The sequence below is a fragment of the Nostoc sp. genome (assembly GCF_036919575.1).
GTDB lineage: Bacteria > Cyanobacteriota > Cyanobacteriia > Cyanobacteriales > Nostocaceae > Nostoc.
Window position 1 is genome coordinate 1 of record NZ_JBALBY010000083.1, and the last position, 24254, is coordinate 24254.

Annotated in this window: 19 protein-coding genes; 9 read left to right on the forward strand and 10 right to left on the reverse strand. The window is 43.3% G+C overall.

What is annotated here, in order from left to right; all coding sequences use genetic code 11:
• From V7K27_RS21595 to V7K27_RS21605, 3 genes are all read right to left on the reverse strand, one after another.
• Positions 1 to 3689: nSTAND1 domain-containing NTPase (locus V7K27_RS21595; RefSeq protein WP_442947637.1), on the reverse strand; the 3689-nt coding region annotated here is incomplete at its 3' end.
• Positions 3690 to 3839: 150 nt separating this feature from the next.
• The gene (locus tag V7K27_RS21600; RefSeq protein ID WP_094348692.1) at positions 3840 to 4028 is read right to left on the reverse strand and encodes a hypothetical protein; all 189 of its coding nucleotides are present in this window, start codon (positions 4026 to 4028) and stop codon (positions 3840 to 3842) included.
• A gap of 150 nt (positions 4029 to 4178) precedes the next feature.
• Complete coding sequence (locus V7K27_RS21605; RefSeq protein ID WP_334950127.1) at positions 4179 to 5528, reverse strand: ATP-binding protein; 1350 nt, start codon at positions 5526 to 5528, stop codon at positions 4179 to 4181.
• Between the two features lie 704 nt (positions 5529 to 6232).
• Between V7K27_RS21605 and infC the strand changes: the two genes are divergently transcribed.
• Positions 6233 to 6766 carry a translation initiation factor IF-3 gene (gene infC, locus V7K27_RS21610; protein ID WP_334950128.1) on the forward strand — a complete coding sequence of 178 codons (534 nt, stop codon included), beginning with the start codon at positions 6233 to 6235 and terminating at the stop codon, positions 6764 to 6766.
• A 565-nt stretch (positions 6767 to 7331) separates the two neighbouring features.
• Here infC and V7K27_RS21615 read toward each other — a convergent pair.
• On the reverse strand, positions 7332 to 7559 hold the full coding sequence (locus tag V7K27_RS21615; RefSeq protein WP_334950129.1) for a hypothetical protein: 228 nt from the start codon (positions 7557 to 7559) through the stop codon (positions 7332 to 7334).
• 65 nt (positions 7560 to 7624) lie between these two features.
• Between V7K27_RS21615 and V7K27_RS21620 the strand changes: the two genes are divergently transcribed.
• The 3 genes from V7K27_RS21620 (at position 7625) to V7K27_RS21630 (ending at position 13838) form a co-directional block, all read left to right on the forward strand.
• On the forward strand, positions 7625 to 10657 hold the full coding sequence (locus V7K27_RS21620; RefSeq protein ID WP_334950130.1) for an MFS transporter: 3033 nt from the start codon (positions 7625 to 7627) through the stop codon (positions 10655 to 10657).
• Between the two features lie 578 nt (positions 10658 to 11235).
• The gene (gene uvrC, locus V7K27_RS21625) at positions 11236 to 13113 is read left to right on the forward strand and encodes an excinuclease ABC subunit UvrC (protein ID WP_334950131.1); all 1878 of its coding nucleotides are present in this window, start codon (positions 11236 to 11238) and stop codon (positions 13111 to 13113) included.
• 545 nt (positions 13114 to 13658) lie between these two features.
• Entirely contained in the window at positions 13659 to 13838 is a 180-nt protein-coding gene (locus V7K27_RS21630) for a replication restart DNA helicase PriA (RefSeq protein WP_334950132.1), read from the forward strand.
• Between the two features lie 380 nt (positions 13839 to 14218).
• Here V7K27_RS21630 and V7K27_RS21635 read toward each other — a convergent pair whose 3' ends face one another.
• The 4 genes from V7K27_RS21635 to V7K27_RS21650 all read right to left on the reverse strand — a co-directional run bounded on the left by V7K27_RS21635 (position 14219) and on the right by V7K27_RS21650 (position 18989).
• Complete coding sequence (locus tag V7K27_RS21635; protein WP_334950133.1) at positions 14219 to 14722, reverse strand: hypothetical protein; 504 nt, start codon at positions 14720 to 14722, stop codon at positions 14219 to 14221.
• Between the two features lie 760 nt (positions 14723 to 15482).
• Positions 15483 to 16370 carry a class I SAM-dependent methyltransferase gene (locus V7K27_RS21640; protein WP_334950134.1) on the reverse strand — a complete coding sequence of 296 codons (888 nt, stop codon included), beginning with the start codon at positions 16368 to 16370 and terminating at the stop codon, positions 15483 to 15485.
• Positions 16371 to 16600: 230 nt separating this feature from the next.
• Positions 16601 to 17695 carry a 23S rRNA (adenine(2503)-C(2))-methyltransferase RlmN gene (gene rlmN, locus V7K27_RS21645; protein ID WP_334950135.1) on the reverse strand — a complete coding sequence of 365 codons (1095 nt, stop codon included), beginning with the start codon at positions 17693 to 17695 and terminating at the stop codon, positions 16601 to 16603.
• Positions 17696 to 18212: 517 nt separating this feature from the next.
• Positions 18213 to 18989, reverse strand: a complete 777-nt coding sequence (locus tag V7K27_RS21650) for an ABC transporter permease (protein WP_334950136.1) — start codon at positions 18987 to 18989, stop codon at positions 18213 to 18215.
• 309 nt (positions 18990 to 19298) lie between these two features.
• Between V7K27_RS21650 and V7K27_RS21655 the strand changes: the two genes are divergently transcribed.
• Entirely contained in the window at positions 19299 to 20447 is a 1149-nt protein-coding gene (locus V7K27_RS21655) for a DegT/DnrJ/EryC1/StrS family aminotransferase (protein ID WP_334950196.1), read from the forward strand.
• A 74-nt stretch (positions 20448 to 20521) separates the two neighbouring features.
• On the opposite strand, the gene V7K27_RS21660 is transcribed toward V7K27_RS21655, so the two are convergent.
• Positions 20522 to 21271, reverse strand: a complete 750-nt coding sequence (locus tag V7K27_RS21660) for a DUF561 domain-containing protein (RefSeq protein ID WP_334950137.1) — start codon at positions 21269 to 21271, stop codon at positions 20522 to 20524.
• Between V7K27_RS21660 and V7K27_RS21665 the strand changes: the two genes are divergently transcribed.
• The 3 genes from V7K27_RS21665 to V7K27_RS21675 all read left to right on the forward strand — a co-directional run bounded on the left by V7K27_RS21665 (position 21270) and on the right by V7K27_RS21675 (position 22662).
• The gene (locus tag V7K27_RS21665) at positions 21270 to 21398 is read left to right on the forward strand and encodes a hypothetical protein (RefSeq protein ID WP_334950138.1); all 129 of its coding nucleotides are present in this window, start codon (positions 21270 to 21272) and stop codon (positions 21396 to 21398) included. The two genes, V7K27_RS21660 and V7K27_RS21665, sit on opposite strands and share 2 nt — an antisense overlap.
• A gap of 46 nt (positions 21399 to 21444) precedes the next feature.
• Positions 21445 to 21693, forward strand: coding sequence for a hypothetical protein (locus tag V7K27_RS21670; protein WP_334950139.1), 249 nt, complete (start codon positions 21445 to 21447; stop codon positions 21691 to 21693).
• Positions 21694 to 21858: 165 nt separating this feature from the next.
• On the forward strand, positions 21859 to 22662 hold the full coding sequence (locus V7K27_RS21675) for a class I SAM-dependent methyltransferase (RefSeq protein WP_334950140.1): 804 nt from the start codon (positions 21859 to 21861) through the stop codon (positions 22660 to 22662).
• 5 nt (positions 22663 to 22667) lie between these two features.
• On the opposite strand, the gene V7K27_RS21680 is transcribed toward V7K27_RS21675, so the two are convergent.
• Positions 22668 to 23210 (reverse strand): Uma2 family endonuclease, encoded by a 543-nt coding sequence (locus tag V7K27_RS21680; RefSeq protein WP_334950141.1) that lies wholly within the window; start codon positions 23208 to 23210, stop codon positions 22668 to 22670.
• Positions 23211 to 23295: 85 nt separating this feature from the next.
• On the opposite strand from V7K27_RS21680, the gene V7K27_RS21685 reads away from it, so the two are divergent.
• Entirely contained in the window at positions 23296 to 23892 is a 597-nt protein-coding gene (locus V7K27_RS21685) for a Uma2 family endonuclease (protein ID WP_334950142.1), read from the forward strand.
• The last annotated feature ends 362 nt before the right edge of the window (positions 23893 to 24254 follow it).

A 24254-nucleotide genomic window follows, 5' to 3' on the forward strand; every position in this document is an offset into this window, starting at 1 on the left:
TTGATCGCTTTGCCTGTGCTGACATCCCAGAGTTTGATCGTCTGATCATCACTGCCAGAAGCCAGTGTCTTGCCATCGGGGCTGAATCCGACGCTTCTGACCAAACTGCTATGCCCTTCTAAAGTGTTAATCTCTATGGCGCGGTTTTCTTTCTTTTCGTTGGGCTGTAAGTAAACCGCTTGCCGTAAAGTTGCCACAGTTTGCATTCGGGTATCGTTTCTTTCTTGTGCCGAAGCTGTGAGTTTGAGTTTTTCACCTGCTTTTAAACCTGCTATTAAAGCATCTGGATGTTGTCCAGAGGCAAAAAACGCTTCTGAAGAGTTATTAATAGCGTCAATTTCATTAATATCGGCTTGCTTTTTTTGCTCATTTGCCTCTATTGCCGATCGCCATGATAACCCAGCTAACCCAGCTAATACTAATCCTGCGGCGACTGAACCAAAAAGGGCGCGTTTGAGAAAGTTATTCAGTTTCGCGTCACTCAGTTCTCTTTGTTCTCGTTCCTTTTTCAGTTCCGCCATCACCTGCTTTAACTTCGGTTCTTGTTGCTGGCGAATAAAAGCGGCGATGTAGTCATGTACCAGTTGATAACGGTTAAAAGGATTCTCTGGTAACAAAACCACCAAGCCGGATTGGACAAAAATCTCTAACACTAAATCTAATTTGCTGATTTCAGAAGCTTGTTCCCCCCTAGTTTCTGATCCCCCCGCCTGCGGCGACCCCCTTAAAAAGGGGGTTAAAGAAATTAAGCCCCCCTTTTTAAGGGGGGTTGGGGGGATCTCCGATAAGTACGGCATCAAATCGCGTTCCAACTCAGCGCGAGTCTTAAGTGGGCGAGTTCCTTTGTCATCGGTCAGCAAATATAGTAATAATTCTGCTGCTTGCTGATTTTCTTCACCGCAATCATGAACAACTTCATTCAAATAACGCTTAACCAATTCGTCCTTAGTACCACGTTGCTGATATTCTGCCAGAGTTGTAATATTCTCCGTTTGCAGTTGCGCCCCCACAACCTGCAACTCAATGGGACGAACTTCACCCAATTCTCCGGCTAAATCCAGCACCATTTGATCGACTAAAGCATCTTCTAAGCGAAAGCTAGTATTTGCAGTTAAACGCTGAATAATTGACTTGGTATCATCGGGTGAGAAATTCCCCAACTTGTAAAGCACATTATTACTGAGAATGTCATTGCCAATAATCTTAAGACTGGACAAATCATTGCACTCCAGCAAGTAATGGATGTAATCCACCCGCAGCGATAAGATAACTTTCACCGATAGAACATTCAGACACTCTCCCAGAAACTCAAAGAATTGCTTTCTTTGTGCAGGTTGGGTGTAAACAAAGAAAAATTCCTCAAATTGATCAAAGATTAACACCGTGCGGAGGTTACGCTGTTCGTTTTTGCGGAGTTGGGAAATTAGGGAGTGAGGAGTTAGGAGTGAGGAGTTTGTAGAGACGCGATTCATCGCGTCTCTCCTGAGTGAGGAGTTAGGAGTTAGGAGTGAGGAGGGGGGATTTTGAGTATTTGAGGTCGGAGTTCCGAGTTCTGAGGTCGAAGTTCCGAGTTCCGAGGTCGAAGTTCCGAGTTCCGAGGTCGAAGTTCCGAGTTCCGAGGTCGAAGTTCCGAGTTCAAAGGTCGAAGTTCCGAGTTCAAAGGTCGAAGTTCCGAGTTCAGAGGTCGAAGTTCCGAGTTCAAAGGTCGAAGTTCCGAGTTCTGAGGCTGAAGTTCCGAGTTCAGAGGCTGAAGCTTGAAGTTCTACCCCTCCCTCATCCCCCTCATCTCCCTCATCTCCCTCATCTCTCCCCAAAAGCCTCCCCAACTCTTCCACCCAGTTAGTATAAACCCGCATTACCACCGGCAAATAATCTTGAATACCGATCGCTTTATTCTTTAAAGCTGGCACCAGTCCTGCATTCACCAGGGAACTTTTGCCCACACCCGATTGCCCATGAATTACTATCAACTTATAATCAGGGCGACCCATGCGTTCTATCAAACGTTCTACATCCAATAGGCGACCAGATGCAGCAATTTCTGGGGCAATATTTCCTTGAGGAGAGTTTGAGCGCAATGTCTCTACAAATGCCTGTTTTGTCGCTTCTAGCCTCCCCGCACCAATAAAAGCCCGCAAACCAAATTGCTGTTCAATAGAACGCCGTTGCTGTTTGATGTTATATGCTTTGAGATATTCTTTCTGCTCAAAATAAAGCTGCTGCAAAAACCTGAGAAGATCCAAATAAAGCCTGACATCTTCTAGGGGATTACCCACATCTCTAGCAGTTTCTACGCTGAGAGTTGCCTGTTTAATTTCACCTAAATGGTATTGAGAACGACCTAGAATAAACTGATATAAGCTCAAGTCTTTTGATTCTAAAACCCTTTCAGTAATATCAGCTAAATCCTCATACCCTTGCCTTAAGGCTTGCTCCTCCCTAACGCTCCTTTTTAAAGAGGGAATTAAGCCCCCCTTTTTAAGGGGGGTTGGGGGGATCTTCCGGGGCAGAACATCACTAAATTGAGATAAAACCCCTGACACATTCGCTGATTCCAGATTGGGAATCGCAGCAAAAACTTCCAAGGCTTGCTGAACAAGCTGATTTGCTTCAACCCAGTTGTTTTGAGCCAAAGCCACCTCAGCTAAAAAACCGTAATCCTTGGCTAATTCCCTTAGCTGGTTGTTAATTTGATGTACTACTAAAGCTTCTTCCGAAAGACTCTGCAACGTTTCCCACTTTTGTAAATCTCGCAAGATATCACCAAATTTAACTACTGAATTGGCAATTAAATCTGGACTGTAAAAGTAGTTAATAAAATTTATATACTCTTGAACGTAATGCCAAGTTCTATGCCAATCGGGATGATTGATATCTTGATGTTTAAAAGCTTTGAGATAACAGCAAAAGCCAATCTCACCGAGGATTTTTGCCTGCCGTTCTAAATTACTACTTTGCTGCCAGAGCTTATAAGCTTTGTGATAATGCTCTAACGCCGAATCTTTTTGATTATTTATCTGTTTGATAAAACCTAATAAAGATTCTAAATTAGCTTGAATTTCTAAATTATAAACATCTGGTTGATTGAGTAAATCTCTTTGCGCTGCTTCTAACTCATTTTCCAGTTTAAGATATACGTCGGCGCTAAAATTTAAGTTATTACTAAACCATTGATTAGCTGTTTCGCTTATAAAATCGACTAATTCCTGTATTGATATGGCAAAATTTCTCGTAGTTGCCCAACTTTCCAAATCTGGCGCAAGCTGTATTAGTTGCTTGTAGATTTCATCGTCAATCCACACCACTAAGGGAAAAGCAAAATTCTTGCGAAACTCTTCCCGCACCTGATTTGCAGAAGTTAACATCACAGACAAATTCTGCACTGATTCCAAACCCACAACCATCACACAGGCTGGTATTTCTTCGCCGAATTCTGACTGAATCGCAGTATAGAGAGTCCTGCGAGATTGCTGCACCGCCAAGATATGAATTTCGACTTGAGAGATTTGACGTAATCTGGAGATGAGGCGATCGCGCAAACTGGCATAATTACACCGTGCCAAAATCAGCTTAAACTGTCCCACAGAAGACTCGATCGCCCATGCTAATTGTTGCAGAGAGCGTAGGTGAAGCCCATCGTAGACATCGCTGTTTACATAGTCATCTTCTGGTGGTTGCGAGTCTGTCATAAGTTAAAAGGGCGGTTAGAAACCGCGTCTACACGAGGCAAAACCCACCTCCGTGGGTTCAAACCCTTAATTTTCTCTTAGTCCACGGAGGTGGACTTCGTTTGTATAGCCGCGAATTCTATTCGCCCTGGTTCTAAGTTGACTACAAAATTAAACTTCCTGGCGTTTTAACTCCTGTATCAATACTTGAGTACGTTTGCTAGCTTCTCTTGCTTGTTGTCTAAAATACTTGGCTTGCTGACGGTCACTTAAACACACTTCAGATGCTTTTCTACTAAATTCAACAGCTTGTTTACTGAGTTCTTGAATACGAGTCTTTAACTCTTGGATTGTTTTCATATTTCCTCTTGTTCTGAAATTACGAATCTGGGTTTTACCCCACCCTAACCCTCCCCTTGTAAAGGGGAGGGAACCGGAAATCTCATTTCCCCCCTTTATAAGGGGGGATTAAGGGGGGTAATTCAACTTGTCTACTAGCCCTCTGCCTCCTCACTGCAACTCCCTCGCCTCAGCCAAAACGGGATTAACATCAAACCAAGACTCGCCACCATCCCGATATTCAAAGACAAACCGACTGCGGATCAGTTTTTGATATCCGTGGTCATCACTCACCTTTTTCCTTTCCTTGACATGACGTAACAATTGCCACTCTTCATCAGAAATCGGTAACATTATTTCATTCCGCCGAGAACGAATAACTTGCTCTAAGGTTTTACGAGTTAGGGGAAGACTCATTTCTTCCATAATCCAGGTATTCAGCAGCCTCAGCACGTCCCGCACATGACCACCGCTCATTTTACATAACCGCTCTAAACTAGCAGCACTATCAAAAATCTCGGTAATTTTATTTAAACGCTCCTCTGGTGTCAAGTCGGGAAAAGCTCTCGCTAGTACCATCTGCTGCATCAGTGCCATTCCCTGTGTATGAACACTGCCATCACGCCATTCTACAGGTACCATTGGTAACACCTTGGGATCTTCTGGGAAACGCTGGGTAAGCATTCCGTAATCATTAGAAAACTTCAAAGCTAAGGGCATGGTGTAGATTAGATGACAATTAAGTTTCGTCAAAAACTCACCCTGATCGACAAATAAATATTCCTGTTGCGGACGCCCCCAAGGTTTGGCACGATTATCTATGCGGTCAAGATTATCGACGATTACCACTAGACCATTTTTACCCTGCTGTTTGAGTTTAACCACGGCAGGCTCCAATAATTCTTGATTAATCGCTTCCAGCAGCTTCGTTTTTTGGGGTGCCAAATACTGATTGAGTTTTTCTCGCAGCGTTGGATCATTTTTCATCTTCGCCGTGATTTCACCAATGCCCACAGACAGAGAAAGCTTTTCTTTTTCAGAGGTGACACCAAAATCGCCGACATTTGGAACCTTAACTTTTACCCCCGTCACCTCGGAGTTTAAGACCTTCCAAGCACCTTGGAGCAACTCATTAAACTTGTTGGGTTCCGCCAGTGTAATTTTATCCAGACTTTGACTCACACGCCGAGCGATCGCTAGCAACACATCAGCAATATCGACATCAGTCATTTCCAGGTCTTCGCTAGACTCAAAATAGACTACATGGAAACCTAACCTTTCCAGTTCCGCCTGTAACCTCAATAGTTCCGTCGATTTCCCACAACCAATATGCCCAGTAAATAGGGTGCAGGTAGGTTCATTCGGCTTGAAAAAAGTAATTTTCTGCTTGAGTTTGCCGATAATATCCCCGCCTCGCACCGAAGAAAAGTCTATGTAGTATTTCACATCTGACTGATTGTTGACAAACAGAGTTCGGCTGGGGTCAGTTGCCTGAAAAAATGCTCGTAAATCTATGGCCATGAGACTGCTAATATATTTATTTTGTATAAATTTAGATATCCTCGATCACAAGGATAAAGTTAATTACAGCATTTCAGGTGAATATTTCTGAGAATTTTCGGTTTGGCTGTCTCAATTGCAGCACTTAGGTAAAGTAAGCTATTTTCGTCATTGCGATCGGAGCATATTCCTTCCCAAGGAGATACACTCGCGTTAACTACACTGCGTTTTGTACCCTACACAAACACTGACGCGCCAACGCAATGGCCAATCATTGCTACCTATAAGACTAGTATTTGATTTTTGAAATCCACGTAGGGGAGCCAGTGCGTTGCGGAGGTTCCCGACGCTCGTAAGCATTGCGTTAGCAACTTAGGAGCGTATTGCTATAAGTCCTGAATTCTGACTCCTGAATTCTGACTCCTGAATTCTGACTCCTGAATTCTGACTCCTGAATTCTGTTTCAATAACTGTAATAATATTTAACATGAGTCTAGGCTCTGTAATTTAGATTAACTCTTGCAGAAAAATTCTTTCAGAGTGAGTAAAATAACAAAAACAACGACGCAACTATTTTATGGATTAGCTACCCTAGAAGTGTAGACTATTTTTCCATCTCCTGACTTATTTCAGTCCATCTCCTGATTTATTTCAGTATTTTGCCATCTGAGGCATACCAATTTAGACAACACCAAATCCTTCATTAAGAGCTCCCATAAATCATAATGGCTGTGATTGAGAAGAAAAGAACTCGCGATCTGCCCCAAATTAACGAACGAATTCGCTTCCCAAAAATTCGGGTCATCGACATTGACGGCGGCCAGCTGGGAATTATGCCCCCACAAGAAGCACTACAACTAGCAGAAGAAAAAGAGCTAGATTTGGTGCTAATCAGTGACAAAGCTGACCCGCCGGTTTGTCGGATTATGAACTACGGGAAATACAAGTTTGAGCAGGAAAAAAAGGCGCGGGAAGCCCGGAAGAAGCAGCACACGGCTGATGTCAAAGAAGTTAAGATGCGCTACAAAATAGAAGAACACGACTATAACGTGCGTGTTAAGCAAGCAGAGCGCTTTTTGAAAGATGGCGATAAAGTCAAAGCTACTGTCATGTTCCGGGGTCGAGAAATTCAACACAGCGACCTAGCAGAAGATTTGCTTAAGCGAATGGCAACGGATTTGGAGCCTTATGGTGAGCTTCAACAAGCGCCAAAAAAAGAAGGGCGAAACATGATGATGCTCATCTCGCCTAAAAAATAATCCTCTAACTGTATTAATAGACCGAGTTTAAAAATCCCCTAACTTCTAGCTAGAGGATTTTTTCATTTTTCGTTTGGATGCACATCTGTCATATCATGTCCGGGTAATTAGTTGTGATTACCATAGTCATTGCACCCCACCCCCAGCCCCTAAGAGCCGGCGGGGAGGGGAGACAAAGCGTAGCTTTGGCGGGGTGGGGTTCTTGGGGTTTAGTAAGTAATCAAGCGGACATGATATCATTGGTATCAACTTCAGCTAGAAATCGCTTGTTGACTTCCACGCCCGCCCAGAAATAAATTTCTTTGGCTTTTAGCCCAAGTCTACTGAAGTAGACTAAAGATTTTTCAGATTATTTAGTCCAGGACTTACGCAAACAATAGCCGAAACCTTGATTTTCTAGTAGGGGCAATTCATGAATTGCCCCTACAACGTGTGGTTTTGCGTAAGTCCTATAGTCATCTTTTAGATGACTTGAGCTATTAGCAAGGAACTTCAGTTTTTTGTGGGACATAAGTTTTACGTTAAGTTGACACGTATGCACATCTGTGCGCCCCTACTTCTAAGGTCATTTAAATTTATCTAAAATCGATAGTCCTGAAGCCTGAATGGGAAACATAGTATTCAGTTGCTCAGGACTTTTGCTATTTCCAGGGGATGAGGGGATGAGGGGATGAGGGGGATGAGGAGGATGAGGAGGATGAGGAGGATGAGGAGGATGAGGAGGATAAGGAAGTATTTTCTTCCCCTGCTCCCCCTGCTCCCTCATCTCCCCCTGCTCCCTCATCTCCCTCATCTCCCCTGCTCCCTCATCTCCCCCTGCTCCCCTTACACGGTGATACTACCAGAAAATAAAACTGCATGGAACTGAAAAATCACTGGTTGGCTGCAAATAAAGTTGCTTTACCACGACTACTACAGTGGGTGAATCTCCGACCAGAGGAGAGCGAACGGACTCAGTTGATGTTTCTCTTTTACACAACTGTATCTGTAGGATTGCGGTGGGCAGAGGACAGTACGGTGGCGCTGTTTTTGGATGAATATGGGACTAACCTACTGCCGTGGATGTATATTGCCAGTGCTGCGATGAGTGCCGGACTGGTTTTTTTATACTCTTGGCTGCAAAAGATTTTTCCCTTACGCCAGGTGATTGTAGCGATCGCACCTTGCATGTTAATGCCATTAGTTCTATTAATTTTAGTCCGTTGGGGATCGCATTTCTCCTACCTGGCAGTGATTTCGGTATTTCTGCTGCGGCTGTGGGTAGATGCACTTTATGTAGTCAATGACCTCAACACCTCTATCGTCGCCAACCAACTATTTAACATTCGGGAGATTAAGCGCACTTACCCACTGGTGAGTAGTGGTCTTTTGGTAGCAGATGTAATCAGTGGCTTTAGTTTGCCTTGGCTACTGCAATACACCTCGCTGAATAAGATCATCCTCATCGCCTGTGTAATGATTTTATTAGGATCGGGGATTCTATTCTATTTAACTCATCACTATCGAGCCGCTTTTCCTCAAACCCCACAAAGACTAATTCCTGAAGAACAAGCCTCACGGCAGCGTTTCATCAAAAGTCCACTGAAAAGCTATGTCTTTTCGTTGTTTGCCTTTGTGGGTTTGTTACAAGTCATTGGGTTGTTAATAGATTTTCAGTATCTGCGCGAACTCCAAGCCAATTTGAGCGACCGAGAACTCGCTAGCTTTTTGGGTCTTTTTGGGGGAATGTTGGGACTGTGTGAGTTGTCGTTGCAGTGGTTTGTTTCTAGCCGACTCATCGAACGAATGGGGGTATTTTTCACAGCCACGCTTTTACCAATCACCGTCGGCTTTGCCCTACCAGGAGTGCTGGTATTGCTGAATTTAATTCCAGCTATGCAATCGCAAAGCTTCTTCTGGGGTTTGATAATTGTCAAATTTTGTGATGAACTTCTGCGCTACACCTTTGTCATGAGTAGCGGTCCCATGCTGTACCAACCGATTCCAGAGGGAATTCGCAGCCGGATGCAGACTTTATCTGGCGGAACTGCCGAAGCGATCGCAACAGGTTTGACAGGTGCGCTAATTTTTGTCACTCTATTGTTTTGTGGGCGGTTTGTACCAGTATCAATGCAAAAATGGGTGTTGGTATCAGAAACAATGCTGATCGCTGGCACCTGTTTAACAGTAGTTTGGGAATTGCGATCGCGCTATGTTGAACTGTTAGTCTTAAGTGTGGCGCGGGGTCAATTGAGTGCAACCAATGTGGGCTTACGATTTTTCAAACAGGGGGTAATCAAAGCTTTAGCAGAAAAGGGCAGCGAGGCTGATAAACGCTCTTGCATTGAACTTTTAGCCCAAATGGATTCCCTTGGAGCTGCGGAAGTTTTAGCACCTCTACTAATCAAGTTAACCCCAGACTTGCAGCGCCAAAGTTTGGAAGTGATGCTGACCGGAGGTGTAAATCCTGTTTATCTAACCGCCATCCGTCCTTTGTTAGAACAATCCCAAGAAACTAACCCCGAAGTTTTTGCCCTCGCACTGCGCTATGTTTGGCTGGCTGAACCAAATCCGAATTTAAGCCTCCTAGAAGAATACCTGAGCCCCCGGCAAAACTCACTCATCCGCGCCACCGCCGCCGCTTTAGTCTTACGCCAGGGAACGCCCATGCAAAAGGTAGTAGCTACCCAAACCATGCGCCGGATGTTGACTCATAAGCTAGAACGAGAACGAGTGAATGGAGTCAGAGCGCTCAGAGAAGCAGTTTATTTGCAGGCGTTGCGGATTCACATCCCGAATTTATTACAAGATGAGTCCTTACGGGTGCGCTGTGCTGTATTAGAAATGATTGCAGCAACCCATTTAGAAGAGTACTATTCGGCACTGATTGCAGCACTTTATTACAAATCAACCCGCACTACAGCAATATCAGCCCTAGTGGGATTAGAAAATGAAGCTTTAGAAATGCTATTGCGGTTGGCTACGAATATTTACAAACCGGAAGTAGTGCGAATGTACGCTTGGCGAACCATTGCTCAAATTGGCACTCAGGAAGCATTGGAGGCTTTATGGGAAAACTTGGAAACATCTTGGGGTACTACCAGAGATCATATTCTTCGTAGCTTACTAAAAATACATAAACAACCAGGACTTAAAGATTTAGTGGATCGGTTTTATGAAAGTCGGGTGGAAAATTTAATCAAGCAGGAATTAAAGTTTTTAGGTGAGATTTATGCCGCATACATAGACTTTCAAACATTAGACCAAGAAGAAAATCATCAATCGAGTCAGAGGATTTTGATTGTCTCTGAGTTATTGCAACGCGCCCTTTTAGAATTAGAATTGGATGTCAAAGAGCGGCTGCTACTGCTACTAAAACTGCTTTACTCGCCAGAAAAGATGCAGGCAGCAACATTCAATCTGCGATCGCTCTCAGTGGTAAACTTAGCGCGGGGGTTAGAAATCTTAGAGCATACCATAACTTTGTCTTCAAAGTCCTTATTGCTGAATATTTTAGATAACCGACCGCAGTCAGAAAAATTGCAACATCTCGTGGAAGCCAAGATCGGAGAATATGAGAATATGGTAGTTAGCGATCGCCTCCACAGATTACTGACATTGAGTAACTTCCTTTCTGACTGGTGTCTAGCTTGCTGTTTTCATTATGCTCAAGTAACTCACATCCGGCTGACAAGTTCTGAGATTTTAGTGAGTTTGCGTCATCCAACTGGCTTTGTTAGAGAAGCTGCGATCGCATACTTGAATATGGTTTCACAGCGCGTTCTCCGGCAAATCCTACCCCAGTTACAAAAAGATCCACATCCTTTGGTGGCCGCTCAAGTTAAAGAGTTGGTCGAAAAATACCAGGTTAAAGAAGTCGGAAGTCGGAAGTCGGAAGTCGTAATTAAGTAATGCATAGGGTAATACGCTTGGGTTAAGCATTTTTTCTTCTCTCTGTTTCCTCTGCGCCTCTGTGGTTCGTTTAAAAAATTGACTTTGATAAAGAGTTTTAGCCTTAACCCAAGCGTATTGATGCATAGGGGATTCATATCATGTCCGCTTGATTGCTTATTAAACCCGAAGAACCCCACCCCCGCCAAAGCTATGCTTTGTCTCCCCTCCCCGCTTGCGGGGAGGGGCTGGGGGTGGGGTGTATTGACTGTGGCTAGCATGCGGCTTACTTGTTGCCGGGGACTTACAGCGAATTGCAATCAAACGTGGCACAGATAAAAGTACTAAAACCAATACTAAGCTTTGTTTTAGGATTCATTTTTATAGCGGGTTTGATCTAAAAGTGCTGTAAACCCACCGAATTAGTTAAAAATTACAATTGAAGGGAAGTGAAGTACACAACGATTCGTCCCAAAGCGAGGTATAAACCCTGTTTTACTTCTGAATTCTGAATTCTGAATTCTGCTGTAAATAGTCTGTGAAATCGGCACAAAAAAATAATTTTTCTTAAAATAGAAAAAGATTACCTAATTTGGGTTGTGACAATATCTACTGAAATATTACCACTGATTAAAGAACCAGAACGATTGGAAAACCGTCTAGCTGAAATACCACCGGAACCGGGGGTTTATTTCATGCGAGACAAGAGCGATCGCATTATATATATAGGTAAATCACGTAAGTTGCGATCGCGTGTCCGTTCCTATTTCCGCGATGGCTACAACAAGAGTGAACGCATCGCCAGGATGGTAAAGTTGGTGACTGAAATTGAATTCATTGTCACTGATACTGAAGCCGAAGCCTTAGCGCTAGAAGCCAATTTGATCAAGCAGCACCAGCCATACTTTAACGTGCTGCTCAAAGATGATAAAAAATATCCCTATCTCTGCATCACTTGGTCAGAAGATTATCCCCGAATTTTTATTACCCGTAAACGTCAATTTGGCAAAGAAAAGGATAAATTTTATGGACCTTATACTGATGCTGGTTTATTACGAGAAATTGTCCGCATTTGCAAGCGGATCTTCCCACAGCGACAACGACCTCAACCGCTTTTTAAAGACCGTCCCTGCTTAAATTATGATTTGGGGCGGTGTCCGGGTGTGTGTCAACAGATGGTTTCACCAGAAGAATATCGCAAAATTGTACAAAAGATCGCGATGGTCTTCCAAGGTCGAACTCAGGAACTGATTGATATTTTGACCCAACAGATGAATGCAGCATCTCAGGACTTGAATTTTGAGTCAGCAGCGCGAATTCGTGATCAAATTTCTGGGTTAAAGTCGCTGACAGCCGACCAAAAAGTTTCCTTACCAGATGATACAGTTTCACGGGATGCGATCGCCCTGGCAGCCGACGAACAGCACGCTTGCATTCAACTATTCCAGATTCGCGCGGGGCAATTGGTGGGACGTTTGGCGTTTGTGGCGGATACTCAAGCGGAACCGGGAGCTATTTTACAACGCGCTTTGGAGGAACATTACCAAACTGCTGACTCAGTGGAAATACCCATAGAGATTTTGGTACAGCATGATTTACCAGATAGCGAGATATTGGCGGATGTCTTAACTCAACGTAAAGGTAAAAAAGTTACAATTTTAACTCCTTTGCGGCAAACTAAGGCAGAATTAATTGAGATGGTAGAGCGAAATGCTCAGTATGAATTGCAAAGAATGCAGAAATTTGGCGATCGCAATCACCAAGCAATGCAAGATTTAGCCACCATTCTCGATTTACCAGATGTACCCCACCGCGTCGAAGGTTATGACATTTCCCATATTCAAGGGTCAAATGCAGTAGCTTCGCAAGTCGTGTTTATCGACGGATTACCCGCCAAACAACACTATCGCCACTACAAAATCAAAAATCCCACAGTGACAGCAGGACATTCAGATGATTTTGCCAGTCTTGCTGAAGTTATCCAGCGTCGGTTTCGTAAGTATGGGGAAGATCAGCAATTAGCACGTTTGGGTAATCCTGACTGGCCTGATTTAATCATGATCGATGGTGGTAAAGGTCAGTTATCATCGGTTATCGCTATCTTGCAAGAGATGAATTTATTAGAAGACTTGCGAGTTGTGAGTTTAGCAAAGCAGCGAGAAGAGATTTTTTTACCGGGAGAATCTAAACCTTTGATAACTGATGCAGAACAACCGGGGGTACAGTTATTGCGACGGCTGCGGGATGAAGCGCATCGGTTTGCAGTGAGTTTCCATCGTCAGCAGCGTAGTGATAAATTGAAGCGATCGCGTTTAGATGAAATTCCCGGCTTAGGACATCATCGACAAAAGCAGCTACTAGGACATTTTCGCTCAGTTGATTATATTCGGCAAGCAACAACCACACAACTAGCTGAAGTAGCAGGAATTGGGCCGCGTTTGGCTCAAGAAATTTACGATTATTTTCATCCTGCTTAAAGTCAGTGGGGAGTGGGGAGTGGGGAAGAAGCCTTTTCCGGGTGTACTGATTTTTTTCAGAAATCAAATACGAGTCCTATATCAAGGGTTACAGTCTCCAAAAAGTGCAACTTGTAGGCGCGACAGATGATCATTAATCTCATAAATCTTGATATCAAATATTAACTAAATATTAAGATGGAGATTTTGTTACTAAAGATACAGTAATTTCCTGGTTTTAATTTTTCAATACAAGAACGACTTTTTTTGTAGCCGTCTGAAATAACTATAAACAAGGCTCTCTCAAGGAATTAATCATAGGGATCAGTAAATCTCTAAGCAGTATTCAATTAAAAAATAATTTATGTGTCTAAAGTAGGAGGGTAAAATCACCTAAGTTTTAAGATAATAGATAAAGATATCGAAAAGTTTTCAAACCGGAAATTTTGTTTAAAATAATCAACCAAATATTACGGCAGTTTGTTAAGTTGGGTCGAACCAGAACTTTTCCTGGTTTAACTTGTAGCTTTACTAAGTAAAAAATAATTAAAACCAGGGGTTTTAAAATGCAGACAGTACAAAAGATTTACTGCCCAAATTGTGGTAGTCACGCCGAGCGTTATTATATTTTTGATAGTCAATTAACTCGGACACAATGCCCAAGTTGTGACTACTTGATGATTAGTTGCACCCGCACAGGCAAAGTCATTGAGGCTTATGCCCCTGGCATTTACGCACAGCGCTAGATAATAAATAAAACAGAATTCAGGAGTCAGAATTCAGGAGTCAGAATTGAATTCTGTGTCACTAGTGAGCCAGCACGTTGGGCGGGTTTACCGACTTGAAGCGACTGGCTAACCGTTCGCGTAGCGTCTCCCATAGGAGAAGGGCAAATGTGAATAAACGGGTTTAAGTCCCCCACAAAACAAGAAAATTTGGTGGTAACAGAGCAGCGCCGAAGTATGGTCTAAAATTAGTGCTGGTCATTGAGCTTTTCCCTGCCCTGAGCTTTGCCAAAAAGTCGAAGTGCGAGTTTGAATCCTATACTAATTGATTCTGAATTCTGAATTATGAATTCTGTATTCTTCTTCAACAATAAAGTTATTTCTCAAAAATTTTGAACACTTCACAGATTCTCGTTTTGTTGTCTGAGTTCTTGCTGTTGTCTCTGTTGTTGTCTGAGTTCTTGCTGTTGTCTCTGTTGTTCTAATCTCAATTGTTGCTGTTGTCTAAGTTCTTGATCTTGTCTGAGTTGTTGCTGTTGGATTCTCAGTTGTTGCTGTCGTGTAAATTCTTGCTGTTGTAGTCTCGTTTCTTGCTGTTGTAGTCTCAGCTGTTGCTGGCGTCTGAGTTGCTCCCGTTGTCGTGAAAATTCTTGCTGTTGTATTCTCAGTTGTTGTTGTTGTTGTTGTGGTTGTTTAAAGTGTAGCCGTAGCCATGTTTCCTTAAGTTGCTCTTGTGTTTGCTGAGTTTGATCCTCTTGTTGTTGTCTAATTCTTTCTTGAAAGGACTCAGGTTGCTGAGGATTCGTCTGAATTACTTGTCCATAGGCAGGAGAATTCATCGGCAAAGTTTTTGCAATAACAATCACTAGTAGCCATAGTTTAAGCATCAATAATCGATTCAACATACAGTTATTTTGTCAATCGTTATAATTCTATAGCCCTAAATACTTCATCTGCTTCTATCACTGGAGATATTGACCCCAGCAATCAAGTCACTTGCTCTGTCATTTAATTTGAGATTTTGCGGAAAGTTGCGTGGGTGGCTCTGCCGCGCCACTTCCTACAACGGGGAGCCACTGCGGTGGACGGGAACGCCTGCATAAAGGAGCCAGCCGCTCTTTCGGGTCTCCCGACTTGAGCAGACTGGCATCAAGTGGCGTGGGAACCCCCCTTCGGGTTCAGCAGTTCCTCATGGGGGAAACCCCCAAGACCGGACTGCCTCACCGCAACGGAGTGGCTTGACTTGAGCAAACTTTCCAAGACGGATTTGAATCTTCAATCTAAAATCCAAAATTTACAGCTATTTTCAGGTAAATAGACCACGCGGTAGGGGCACAGCATTGCTCATGCGTGTCAACTTAAGGTGAAAGGCAGTCTATAAGCAGCTTTTAAGATTGTCTCGTTGTCTCGTTCCCAGTCGGAGACTGGGAATGCATTCCGAGAGGCTCCGCCTCAAGACTTGCGGCAGAGCCGCAATGAGCAGCATTTCCAGCCAGAGGCTGGAAACGAGGTTTGAAAAGGGTTTTGTCTTAAGTTGATACCAATGAGCATTGCTGTGCCCCTACAACAGATGTGGTTCAAATACATGATTTCTGCTGTAAAATCTAAAATTCGGTCACTGAGGGTTTTTGTTGCGAAGCCCACAACAACTATGCTTGCTTTGTCTCAAACATGGCGTGTGGCAACACACATCAGCGATAATGCTGCTTCTGGTGAATTAGGATTGATACCAGACCATAATTGAGCCAAGCGATACTTCTTGTCAGATTCACCGTAATTGCCTTGGAATACTTCTGCACCAACTGTATGGTTGTGAGGATAAACCTTGACACTAAAGCCAAGTGGCTCCAGAATTTTGTAGTAGAGCTTCGGCGTTACTCCATCCCCAGGACGGTGATGAACCTCAGTTGCTAATCCCCAAGTTTGCTCGCTTGCAGAGGTATGACCTCCTCGTTTGATTAGCCGATATAGCCCTAAGCGTAAGTTCCATAACCACAAACCTAATCCTTGGAAGTTCCAGGCAGTCAACTGAGGGTCATGGTCTGTGATTAGGATGCCGCCTGGACGGACTAAACGCGCTGCTTCCTCCAACACGATGTCCATGTAATCACAGTGATGCAGTGTAGCATTAAGTACTACCATATCAGCAAAATTAGAAATGAAAGGAAGTTCGTGGGCATCTGCAAGCACTGGTATATAGCCAAGACGTTGAGCCATAGACAATGCCCCATAGCTAATATCTACACCAATTAACAATTGTGGTTTTCCCCCAAGCGTTGCATACAAATTGCCCGGGCCACAACCAATGTCTACAACAATTTTATGATCCCAAGTCCCCGTGGCGGCTTCCCAGCAGGACTTGAATATTTGATCACGATGACAGTTTTCAAAATAGTTTTTTGCCCATTCTGGATGCCCAAAGTAATAACTATTCGCTTTGATGGCTGGACTAGAACTAGAAATAGGGAAATTTAGGATATCTTGTTTATCTAAATCGGCTCTAAAATCAGCAGCAATATAAGGTCTGAGAACTGAATATGAAGAAGTTGCCATAGCTATCACCTCTATTAATATCCTGGTTCAGTTGGCTACATGAGCAAACCTTAAATATTTTAACCGAGGAGTATTGCTAGGTATCTGTGAGATTAAAGTAATTACAGCAGAATTCAGAATTCAGGGATCAGAATTCAGAAGTAAAACAGCTTTTACACCAGGGTTTGAGACTTTGGTTGTGTACCTCACTTTCCTTGAAATGGGCTGTAAATTTATTTAGTGTAAGAGGTTTAATTTTTACTTGCTCTTAGCTGCCCACAAGCAGCATCGGCTTCTAAACCACGGGAATAACGGACACTAACAGCAGTATTTTGCTGCTTGAGGACGTTGACAAAGGCTTGAATACGATCGCGGTTGGGGCGTTTATAGTCTACTTCTTGGATGGGATTATAAGGAATCAAATTTACATGACTTTGGAATCCGCGCAGGCATTTTGAAAGTTCCAATGCGTGTTCTGGTAAATCATTAACACCAGCAAGGAGAACATATTCAAAGGTAAGGCGGCGGCCAGTGATTTCCACATATTCCCGACATTCAGCCAGTAAATCTTCTAAAGGATAGGCGCGGGCGCTGGGGATGAGTTTTTCCCGTAGTGCTTGGTTGGGTGCGTGCAGACTAACCGCCAGAGTGATTTGCAAATGATTTTGCGCGAATTCACGGATGCGATCGCGAATCCCAACTGTAGAAACTGTAAGCGATCGCTGTCCTATACCGACATCTTGATTCAGGGTTTTCAGGGCTGCTAGGACATTCTCAGTATTCAACAACGGTTCACCCAGTCCCATAAACACCACATTGCTAACCCGTTGCTGAAAATCTTCTTGTACAGTTAACACCTGATCGACAATTTCATGGCGTGCTAAGTTGCGTTTGTAGCCGCCTTTACCAGTAGCGCAGAAATCACACGCCATTGGGCAACCCACTTGAGTAGAAACACAAACTGTCAAACGGGCTTTTGGGCCTTCTCCCCCTTCTGCGAAGGTAGGGATACCAACAGTTTCAATAATTTGCCCGTCTGTTAATCGTAAAAGATATTTGACTGTGCCATCGGGTGCCACAGAGCGGTAATGTAAAATTGAGCGTCCAATCGGAATTTCTGCTAGTTCTTTCCGCCATTGCTTAGGGAAAACAGAAATATCAGATAGCGATCGCACCCCCTTGTCATAGATCCATTCATGCAGTTGTTTTCCTCTGTAAGCAGGTTGTCCCTGCTGCTGCACCCAAGTGCTTAACTCCGCAAGAGTCGCACCTAGAAGGGGAGGGATTAATTCTGATTTTTCTGGGTTGTGTAAGTCAACCTGAGATACAAGAGGCGTAGCAGACATAAAAAATCACGAATTGATGCTGGATCTCTATCCTACACCGCCAGATTAACAAATCAGAATAAAGGCGTCAGTCGCCAGCATTCACCAATTGTGAATACTGCACCCATAAAGGGATAGAGTTTTAAGGCGAGAATATTTTAATTTCAGGACTTACGCAATCAAAGCTTGAAACCTCGATCCCCCCTAACCCCCCTTAAAAAGGGGGGAACTTGAAAGCCCCCTTTTTAAGGGGGTTGGGGGATCTCTTCTGCGTTGCACGTAGTGGACCCTCTAGGCTAAAATAGTGGACTTAGACGTAGACGTAGGTTGGGTGGAGCGGAGCGCAACCCAACATATATATATCAGGATGTTGGGTTACGCAAAGCCTCCAACGCCACTTGCTACAACGCGGGGAACCCGCGCAACGCAGTGGCTCCCCAACAAAGCAATTTTTTTGCAACATTTTAGGCTAGACAGTCCACTACAAGACTACCGAGATTTTTTCAGAAATCAAATATGATTCCTATAGATTAACCCCTCACATCACCAACTGGGCGGCAGAATTAAAAAATTGACGACACAATCCCTTCGTAACTAAAACTGTTGTCAGCAAGTTAGCGAAAGCCACCATAAACATAATTAAAATTTCGTAGGATACAGCATCCAGAGGTTTCACACCAGCTAATAACTGTCCGGTGGTAATTCCTGGTATTGCCACCATCCCGATGAGGATCATTTGATTGAGAGTGGGAATCAATGCCGCTCTGATGGCGTCTTTGCGATACTGGCTAACTGCTTGATCTGGAGTTGCACCTAAACTCAAATGGGTTTCGATTTCGAGATGGCTGGAATTAATAGTGCTGACAAGACGATCGCCTGCGATCGCAGCTGCATTAGTAGCATTACCTAAGACTATCCCTGCCAGGGGAATTATATAGTGTGGTTCATACCATCTTTCTGGTTGAATGATCAAGAAGTTGGTGTAAAGCACTGTCAGGGCGGTACTAATTAAAATTGCACCCCATACCAAAGGCAAGACATGAGGAATTTTTTGGCTGATGCGATTTCGTGCGACAATCGCCGTAATTGTCAGCATTATTGCTAATAGCGTCAAAACTGCCCAAGCATTGTCCAAAGCCAAGATGAAATCTAAAATGTATCCCAATACAAGAAGTTGTAAGATGGTTCTCCCAGTAGCAAGGGCTAAGTTCAACTCTAATCCTAATTTTTCCCAGGCAGATAGACCAATGGCGATCGCCATCAATCCCACAGCAATAGCTAAATCCCCGAAATCCAGCTTGATCAGATCCTGCATGGGTTCTCTATCTCCTGGTATTTTTTTTTCAAAGCACCCGACACAAGAGGAACTTTGATCCGATGTGTTGGATCTTGAATGATATATATCACTTTCATCAATTCAAAATGGTACGACCTTAACATGGCAAACACCTAGTATGCCTACTATCTGTAAATTAAATGTGCGGTAGTTAACCGCCCCACAATTTAAGTAAAAACCCTAATAGATGCGTATCTTGGGCGATAGTCTTTTAGTAGCTCCTATTTGATTAAGCAAAAATTGACTGTCGAAGTGCATCCTTTGTATCTCCCGATAAAATCAGAACTCATGATCCAAAGTGTAAATCCCATCCCTGTTTTTGATATTAAGCAGCAATACACCGCCATCGAAGCAGAAATAAGTGCAGCCGTCTTAGAGGTTCTGGCTTCTGGGCGCTATATCGGTGGTCCCTTAGTCCAAGGCTTTGAGCAACAGTTTGCCGCTTATAATACTGTTAGTGAATCTGTGGCTTGTAATTCTGGTACTGATGCGCTCTACTTAGCGTTACGAGTCTTGGAAATTGGTGCAGGCGATGAAGTGATTACAACGCCTTTTACCTTTATTGCGACATCTGAAGTAATTAGCGCCGTGGGTGCAAAGCCTGTTTTCGTTGATATTGACGCGACGACGTTTAATTTGGATGTGGAGCAAGTCGCGGCGGCGATTACACCCAAAACAAAAGCGATTATCCCGGTTCACCTATTTGGACAACCCGTGGATATGACATCATTGATGGCGATCGCACATTCTCACAATTTGTCAATAATTGAAGATTGCGCTCAGTCTACAGGAGCAATTTGGGCTGATCAAAGAGTCGGAAGCATTGGACATATTGGTTGCTTTAGTTTCTACCCTACCAAAAATCTTGGTGGTTGCGGCGATGGCGGAGCAATAACGACTAATGATCCAGCGATCGCTACTAAAGCACGAATACTACGGGATCATGGTAGTAGAATTAGATATTTACACGAAGAAATCGGTGTAAATAGCCGCTTGGATGCTCTCCAAGCGGCTATTTTGCAGATTAAGCTGCGTTATTTAGATATTTGGAATGATCGCCGACGAGATATCGCCAATTATTATTACCAGTTTCTTAGTAAAGTTCCCGCGATCGTCCCGCCTCAAGAATTACCTGGGGGTATTGGGGTATGGAATCAATACACTATTCGCATCTCAGGCGAAGGGCGAAATGGTTCTAGCGCCAAATATCGAGATTCGGTGCGTAGTCAATTGCAAGAACAGGGCGTGAGTTCAATGATTTACTACCCCCACCCTTTACATTTGCAACCAGTTTATCAAAGTCTGGGCTATCAAATTGGGGACTTACCAATAGCAGAGCAAGCTTGCCATGAAGTCATATCTTTGCCCATGTTCCCAGAATTGACACAACAGCAGCAAGATCAGGTGATTTATGCTTTGAAGGATTGTTTGGGCTAAGGGGAGTAGGGAGTAGGGAATAGGGAATAGGGAATTTTAATATTCACCACTCCCCACTCCCCACTCCCCACTCCCTAGTTCTTACTCATCACTCTATTTGCAGTCGCTAACGCTTCCACTAAGCCACGCACGGCGGCAATCATGGCAACTTCGCTATTGAGTTGGTTGATGGCAGAACCAACGCCAACACCAGCAGCACCAGCCGCGATCGCTAATGGTGCAGTAACGTTAGAAATGCCGGAAGCACACAATACTGGCACTGACACCACACGGGAAATCTCAAAAGCTGCTGCCAAGGTGGGGGCAGCTTTTTCAATTAGTCCTAGAGTTCCAGGGTGAACTGGGTTACTGCTAGTACCGCCTTCGGTTTGGATAATGTCCGCTCCAGCTTTCACCAATTCCTCTGCTAACTGTACCTGTTGATCTAGTTCGAGGATGTGAGGAACGGTGACAGATAAAGTAATTTCCGGGAAGAGAGCGCGGGTTTGCTTAGTCAGCGCTAGCACTTCTGGAGCCTCAAAGCGACGTCCTTGAGCATAGAAGGAATCGAAATTCCCGATTTCAATTAAATCAGCACCAGCTGCCACAGCTTGCACAAATTTATCTGGCTCTACTGCTGATACACAAATTGGTAATTTTGTCAAACTTTTAGCTAGCTGGACTAAGGCTGCATCGGCGGCAATATCGACAAAAGTAGCACCGCCAAATTCAGCAGCTTTAACAATAGCAGCGACGCTAGCGGTATCGAAGTTATTCAAGCCGCTAATCACTTTTAGGACGCGGCGGTTAGTAAATGCACGTTGGAGTGTGGAATGCATTGTCATGGTTTGGTTTTTGAAGCTACGAAAATTAGGTATATTCTACCGTCCCTCAGTTGATGAAGGACTAAATCAGTATAGTAGTTGCCAAATCTTGATAGTTTTATTCTTTTTTCGGATTTGCGATCGCTAAGTACAGCTTTGCATAAGTTCGTAGCGAATCGTTTATAGCTTTTGGGTTGGCATTTATAGCTTTTGGGTTGGCATTTATAGCTTTTGGGTTAGCATTTATAGCTTTTGAGTTAGCGTTTATAGCTTTTGGGTTAGCGTTTATAGCTTTTGAGTTAGCGTTTATAGCTTTTGAGTTAGCGTTTATAGCTTTTGGGTTAGCGTTTATAGCTTTTGAGTTGGCATTTATAGCTTTTGAGTTAGCGTTTATAGCTTTTGGGTTGGCATTTATAGCTTTTGAGTTAGCGTTTATAGCTTAAATAATTTTGCGTAACCACTTAATCTTGATCTTGTAAAATTTTGCTCTGGGAATTTACTCTCGCAATTCAGCTAGGTATTAAATGCAGCACAGCACTACCATATACCATAATTTTTAGCAGATATTTATGTAAAAATAATTAAGTTATTCTTTTCGGGAGGAAGATATGACTGAAGAAATAATGGCAAAGTTTGACGAGAAAGAAATACTTGAACTCTGGGATAATAGAGCTAGAGACTGGGATATTCAAGTTGGCGAGGATGGCGACAGCAATCGAATTCTCAACTCAGATCCTGTGCTATGGAGTTTCGCTGGTAATGTTGCGGGATTGTCTGTCCTCGATGCTGGTTGTGGCACAGGATATCTGGCACGTCAGCTTTGCCTTAAAGGAGCCAGTGTAACTGCTGTAGATTTTTCACCTCAAATGATCGAAATTGCCCAATTCAGAGCTAGCCAAAAGAATCTAGATATAGATTTTCATTTGGATTCATGCACTGAACTCAAATCGCTTCCAAATGAGCAATTTGATCTGATCATCTCGAATTACGTTCTCATGGATTTGCTTGATCTCGAAGGAGCAATCAGGGCATTCAATCGAGTTCTCAAGCCTAGTGGTATTGCAATCTTGGTGTTCTCACATCCTTGTTTTCCCCAAGGCAACTCGACGACTGTAAATGAGGATGGGACGGTTTGTTATAGTTGGGCTTCTTCTTATTTTGAAAGGACGCAACGCAACGACCAACCTTGGAAGCATTTTACAACACCATTTATCTGGTTTCATCGTCCTCTTTCCGATTACTGGAAAGCTTTTAAGGCAGCAGGTTTTTCTGTGGACGAATTTGAAGAGCCAAGAATGACCCCAGAGCGATATCATCTTGCAGAAAACGACCAAAAGCTTTTCAATTCCAAAACACGTCCCTATTCGGTCGTTTTTAAACTCCAGAAAGTTAAAATAATTCGTAATTCGTAATTATCCTAGTCAAACTCTAGAGGCCACAAATCTGCAATTGGTACTTCCCATCCTGGGAGCAGTTCGGGAACTGTTAAAATATCGCCATCACGAAGTATTATTGCCTCTTGTCCAAAGTTGTAAACTTCAACAATCCGCTCATCTGGATTGAGCAAAATTCCTACCTTAGTTCCCAAACTCAGAAATTCTTTAATCTTGGCTCTCAGATCCTCTAAATTATCACTAGGGGACTTCACCTCTACAGTCAAATCGGGAGCCAATTGAGCAAAAGACTTGGGACTGCGACGCAAGCGTTCGGCTAAAACAAATGAAGCATCCGGTACGCGTAAATCTAAATTTGACAATATGAAACCAGCGCTAGAAGCTGCTGTTCGTCCTAGTTTGCGCGGTTTAACCCAGTTATGTAACTCGGCAATGATTGCAGCAGCGACCTCACCTGATTCGTATCCTGATGGACTCATGACAATAATATTACCCTTGACTAGTTCCATACGAAAGTCAGGATACTGTCGTTGCATTTTTTCCAAGTCTTCAAGCGTCAGGGACATAAAACCTCTGTAGGAGCGATCGCTTTATTTTGCCTAGAATTACTATATCGTAATACTTATAGACCTCTCCAGGAGCGATCGCCCCATGAATTTCCCAGTCATCGCCAAACCTGTCACTCCAAAGACTTCCTATGTTCTGCTGTATAACGTCAGTTGGGAGCAACTAGAAAAGCTAGATATAAACCTAGAAGGTACAAGTGCGCGACTAACTTATTTAGATGGAATTTTAGAAATTCTGTCTCCACCTTCCGATGATCATGAAGATGCTAAAAGTACTACAAGGCTTTTGTTGGAGGCATACCTGAGAGCAAAGAAAATTCGCTTCTACGTTAGAGGAAGTGCTACACTCGGCAAACGCGAAGATGGTACGCGACGAGAACCAGATGAGTCTTATAACTTTGGGACTAAAAAACCGATTCCAGATTTAATTATTGAAATTATTGTCACCAGTGGCGGAATTAATAAGTTGCAGATATACAAACGTCTGAAAGTTCCAGAAGTCTGGTTTTGGGAAGATGGACTACTTTCGGTATATTGTTTGCGAGATGAGGAATATGAAAAAGTGTCCCAAAGTTCTTTTTTCCCAGACTTAGATATAGAGTTGCTGGCGCAGTATTCGCGCATGGCGGATCAATATGATGCAGTCAATGAGTTTAGCCAGGTGATTCGAGAAGATGGTTAAATAATTCGTAATTCGTAATTCGTAATTCGTAATTCGTAATTAAGTTGTGTGACTCTTATTTAGAGGTTGTTTGAAAAGTTTTTCGCTGTGACTTTAGGCACTTTTAGATCCCCCCTAACCCCCCGATAAATTGGGGGGAACCGGAATCAAAGTCTCCCTTTTTATCGGGAGATTTAGAGGGATCTAAAACTTTTGATACCGACAAGAGGACTTTTCAAACATCCTCTTAAGTAGGTCGGCGCAATTAAAGCTAACTTGTGAAGGCTGTCATTTGTCCTTTGTCATTGGTCATTAGTAAGGGCTTTAAGCTTATTTACGTTTCGTAACATACTTGGTTTTTTTCGCGCCAACTTACTTAGACC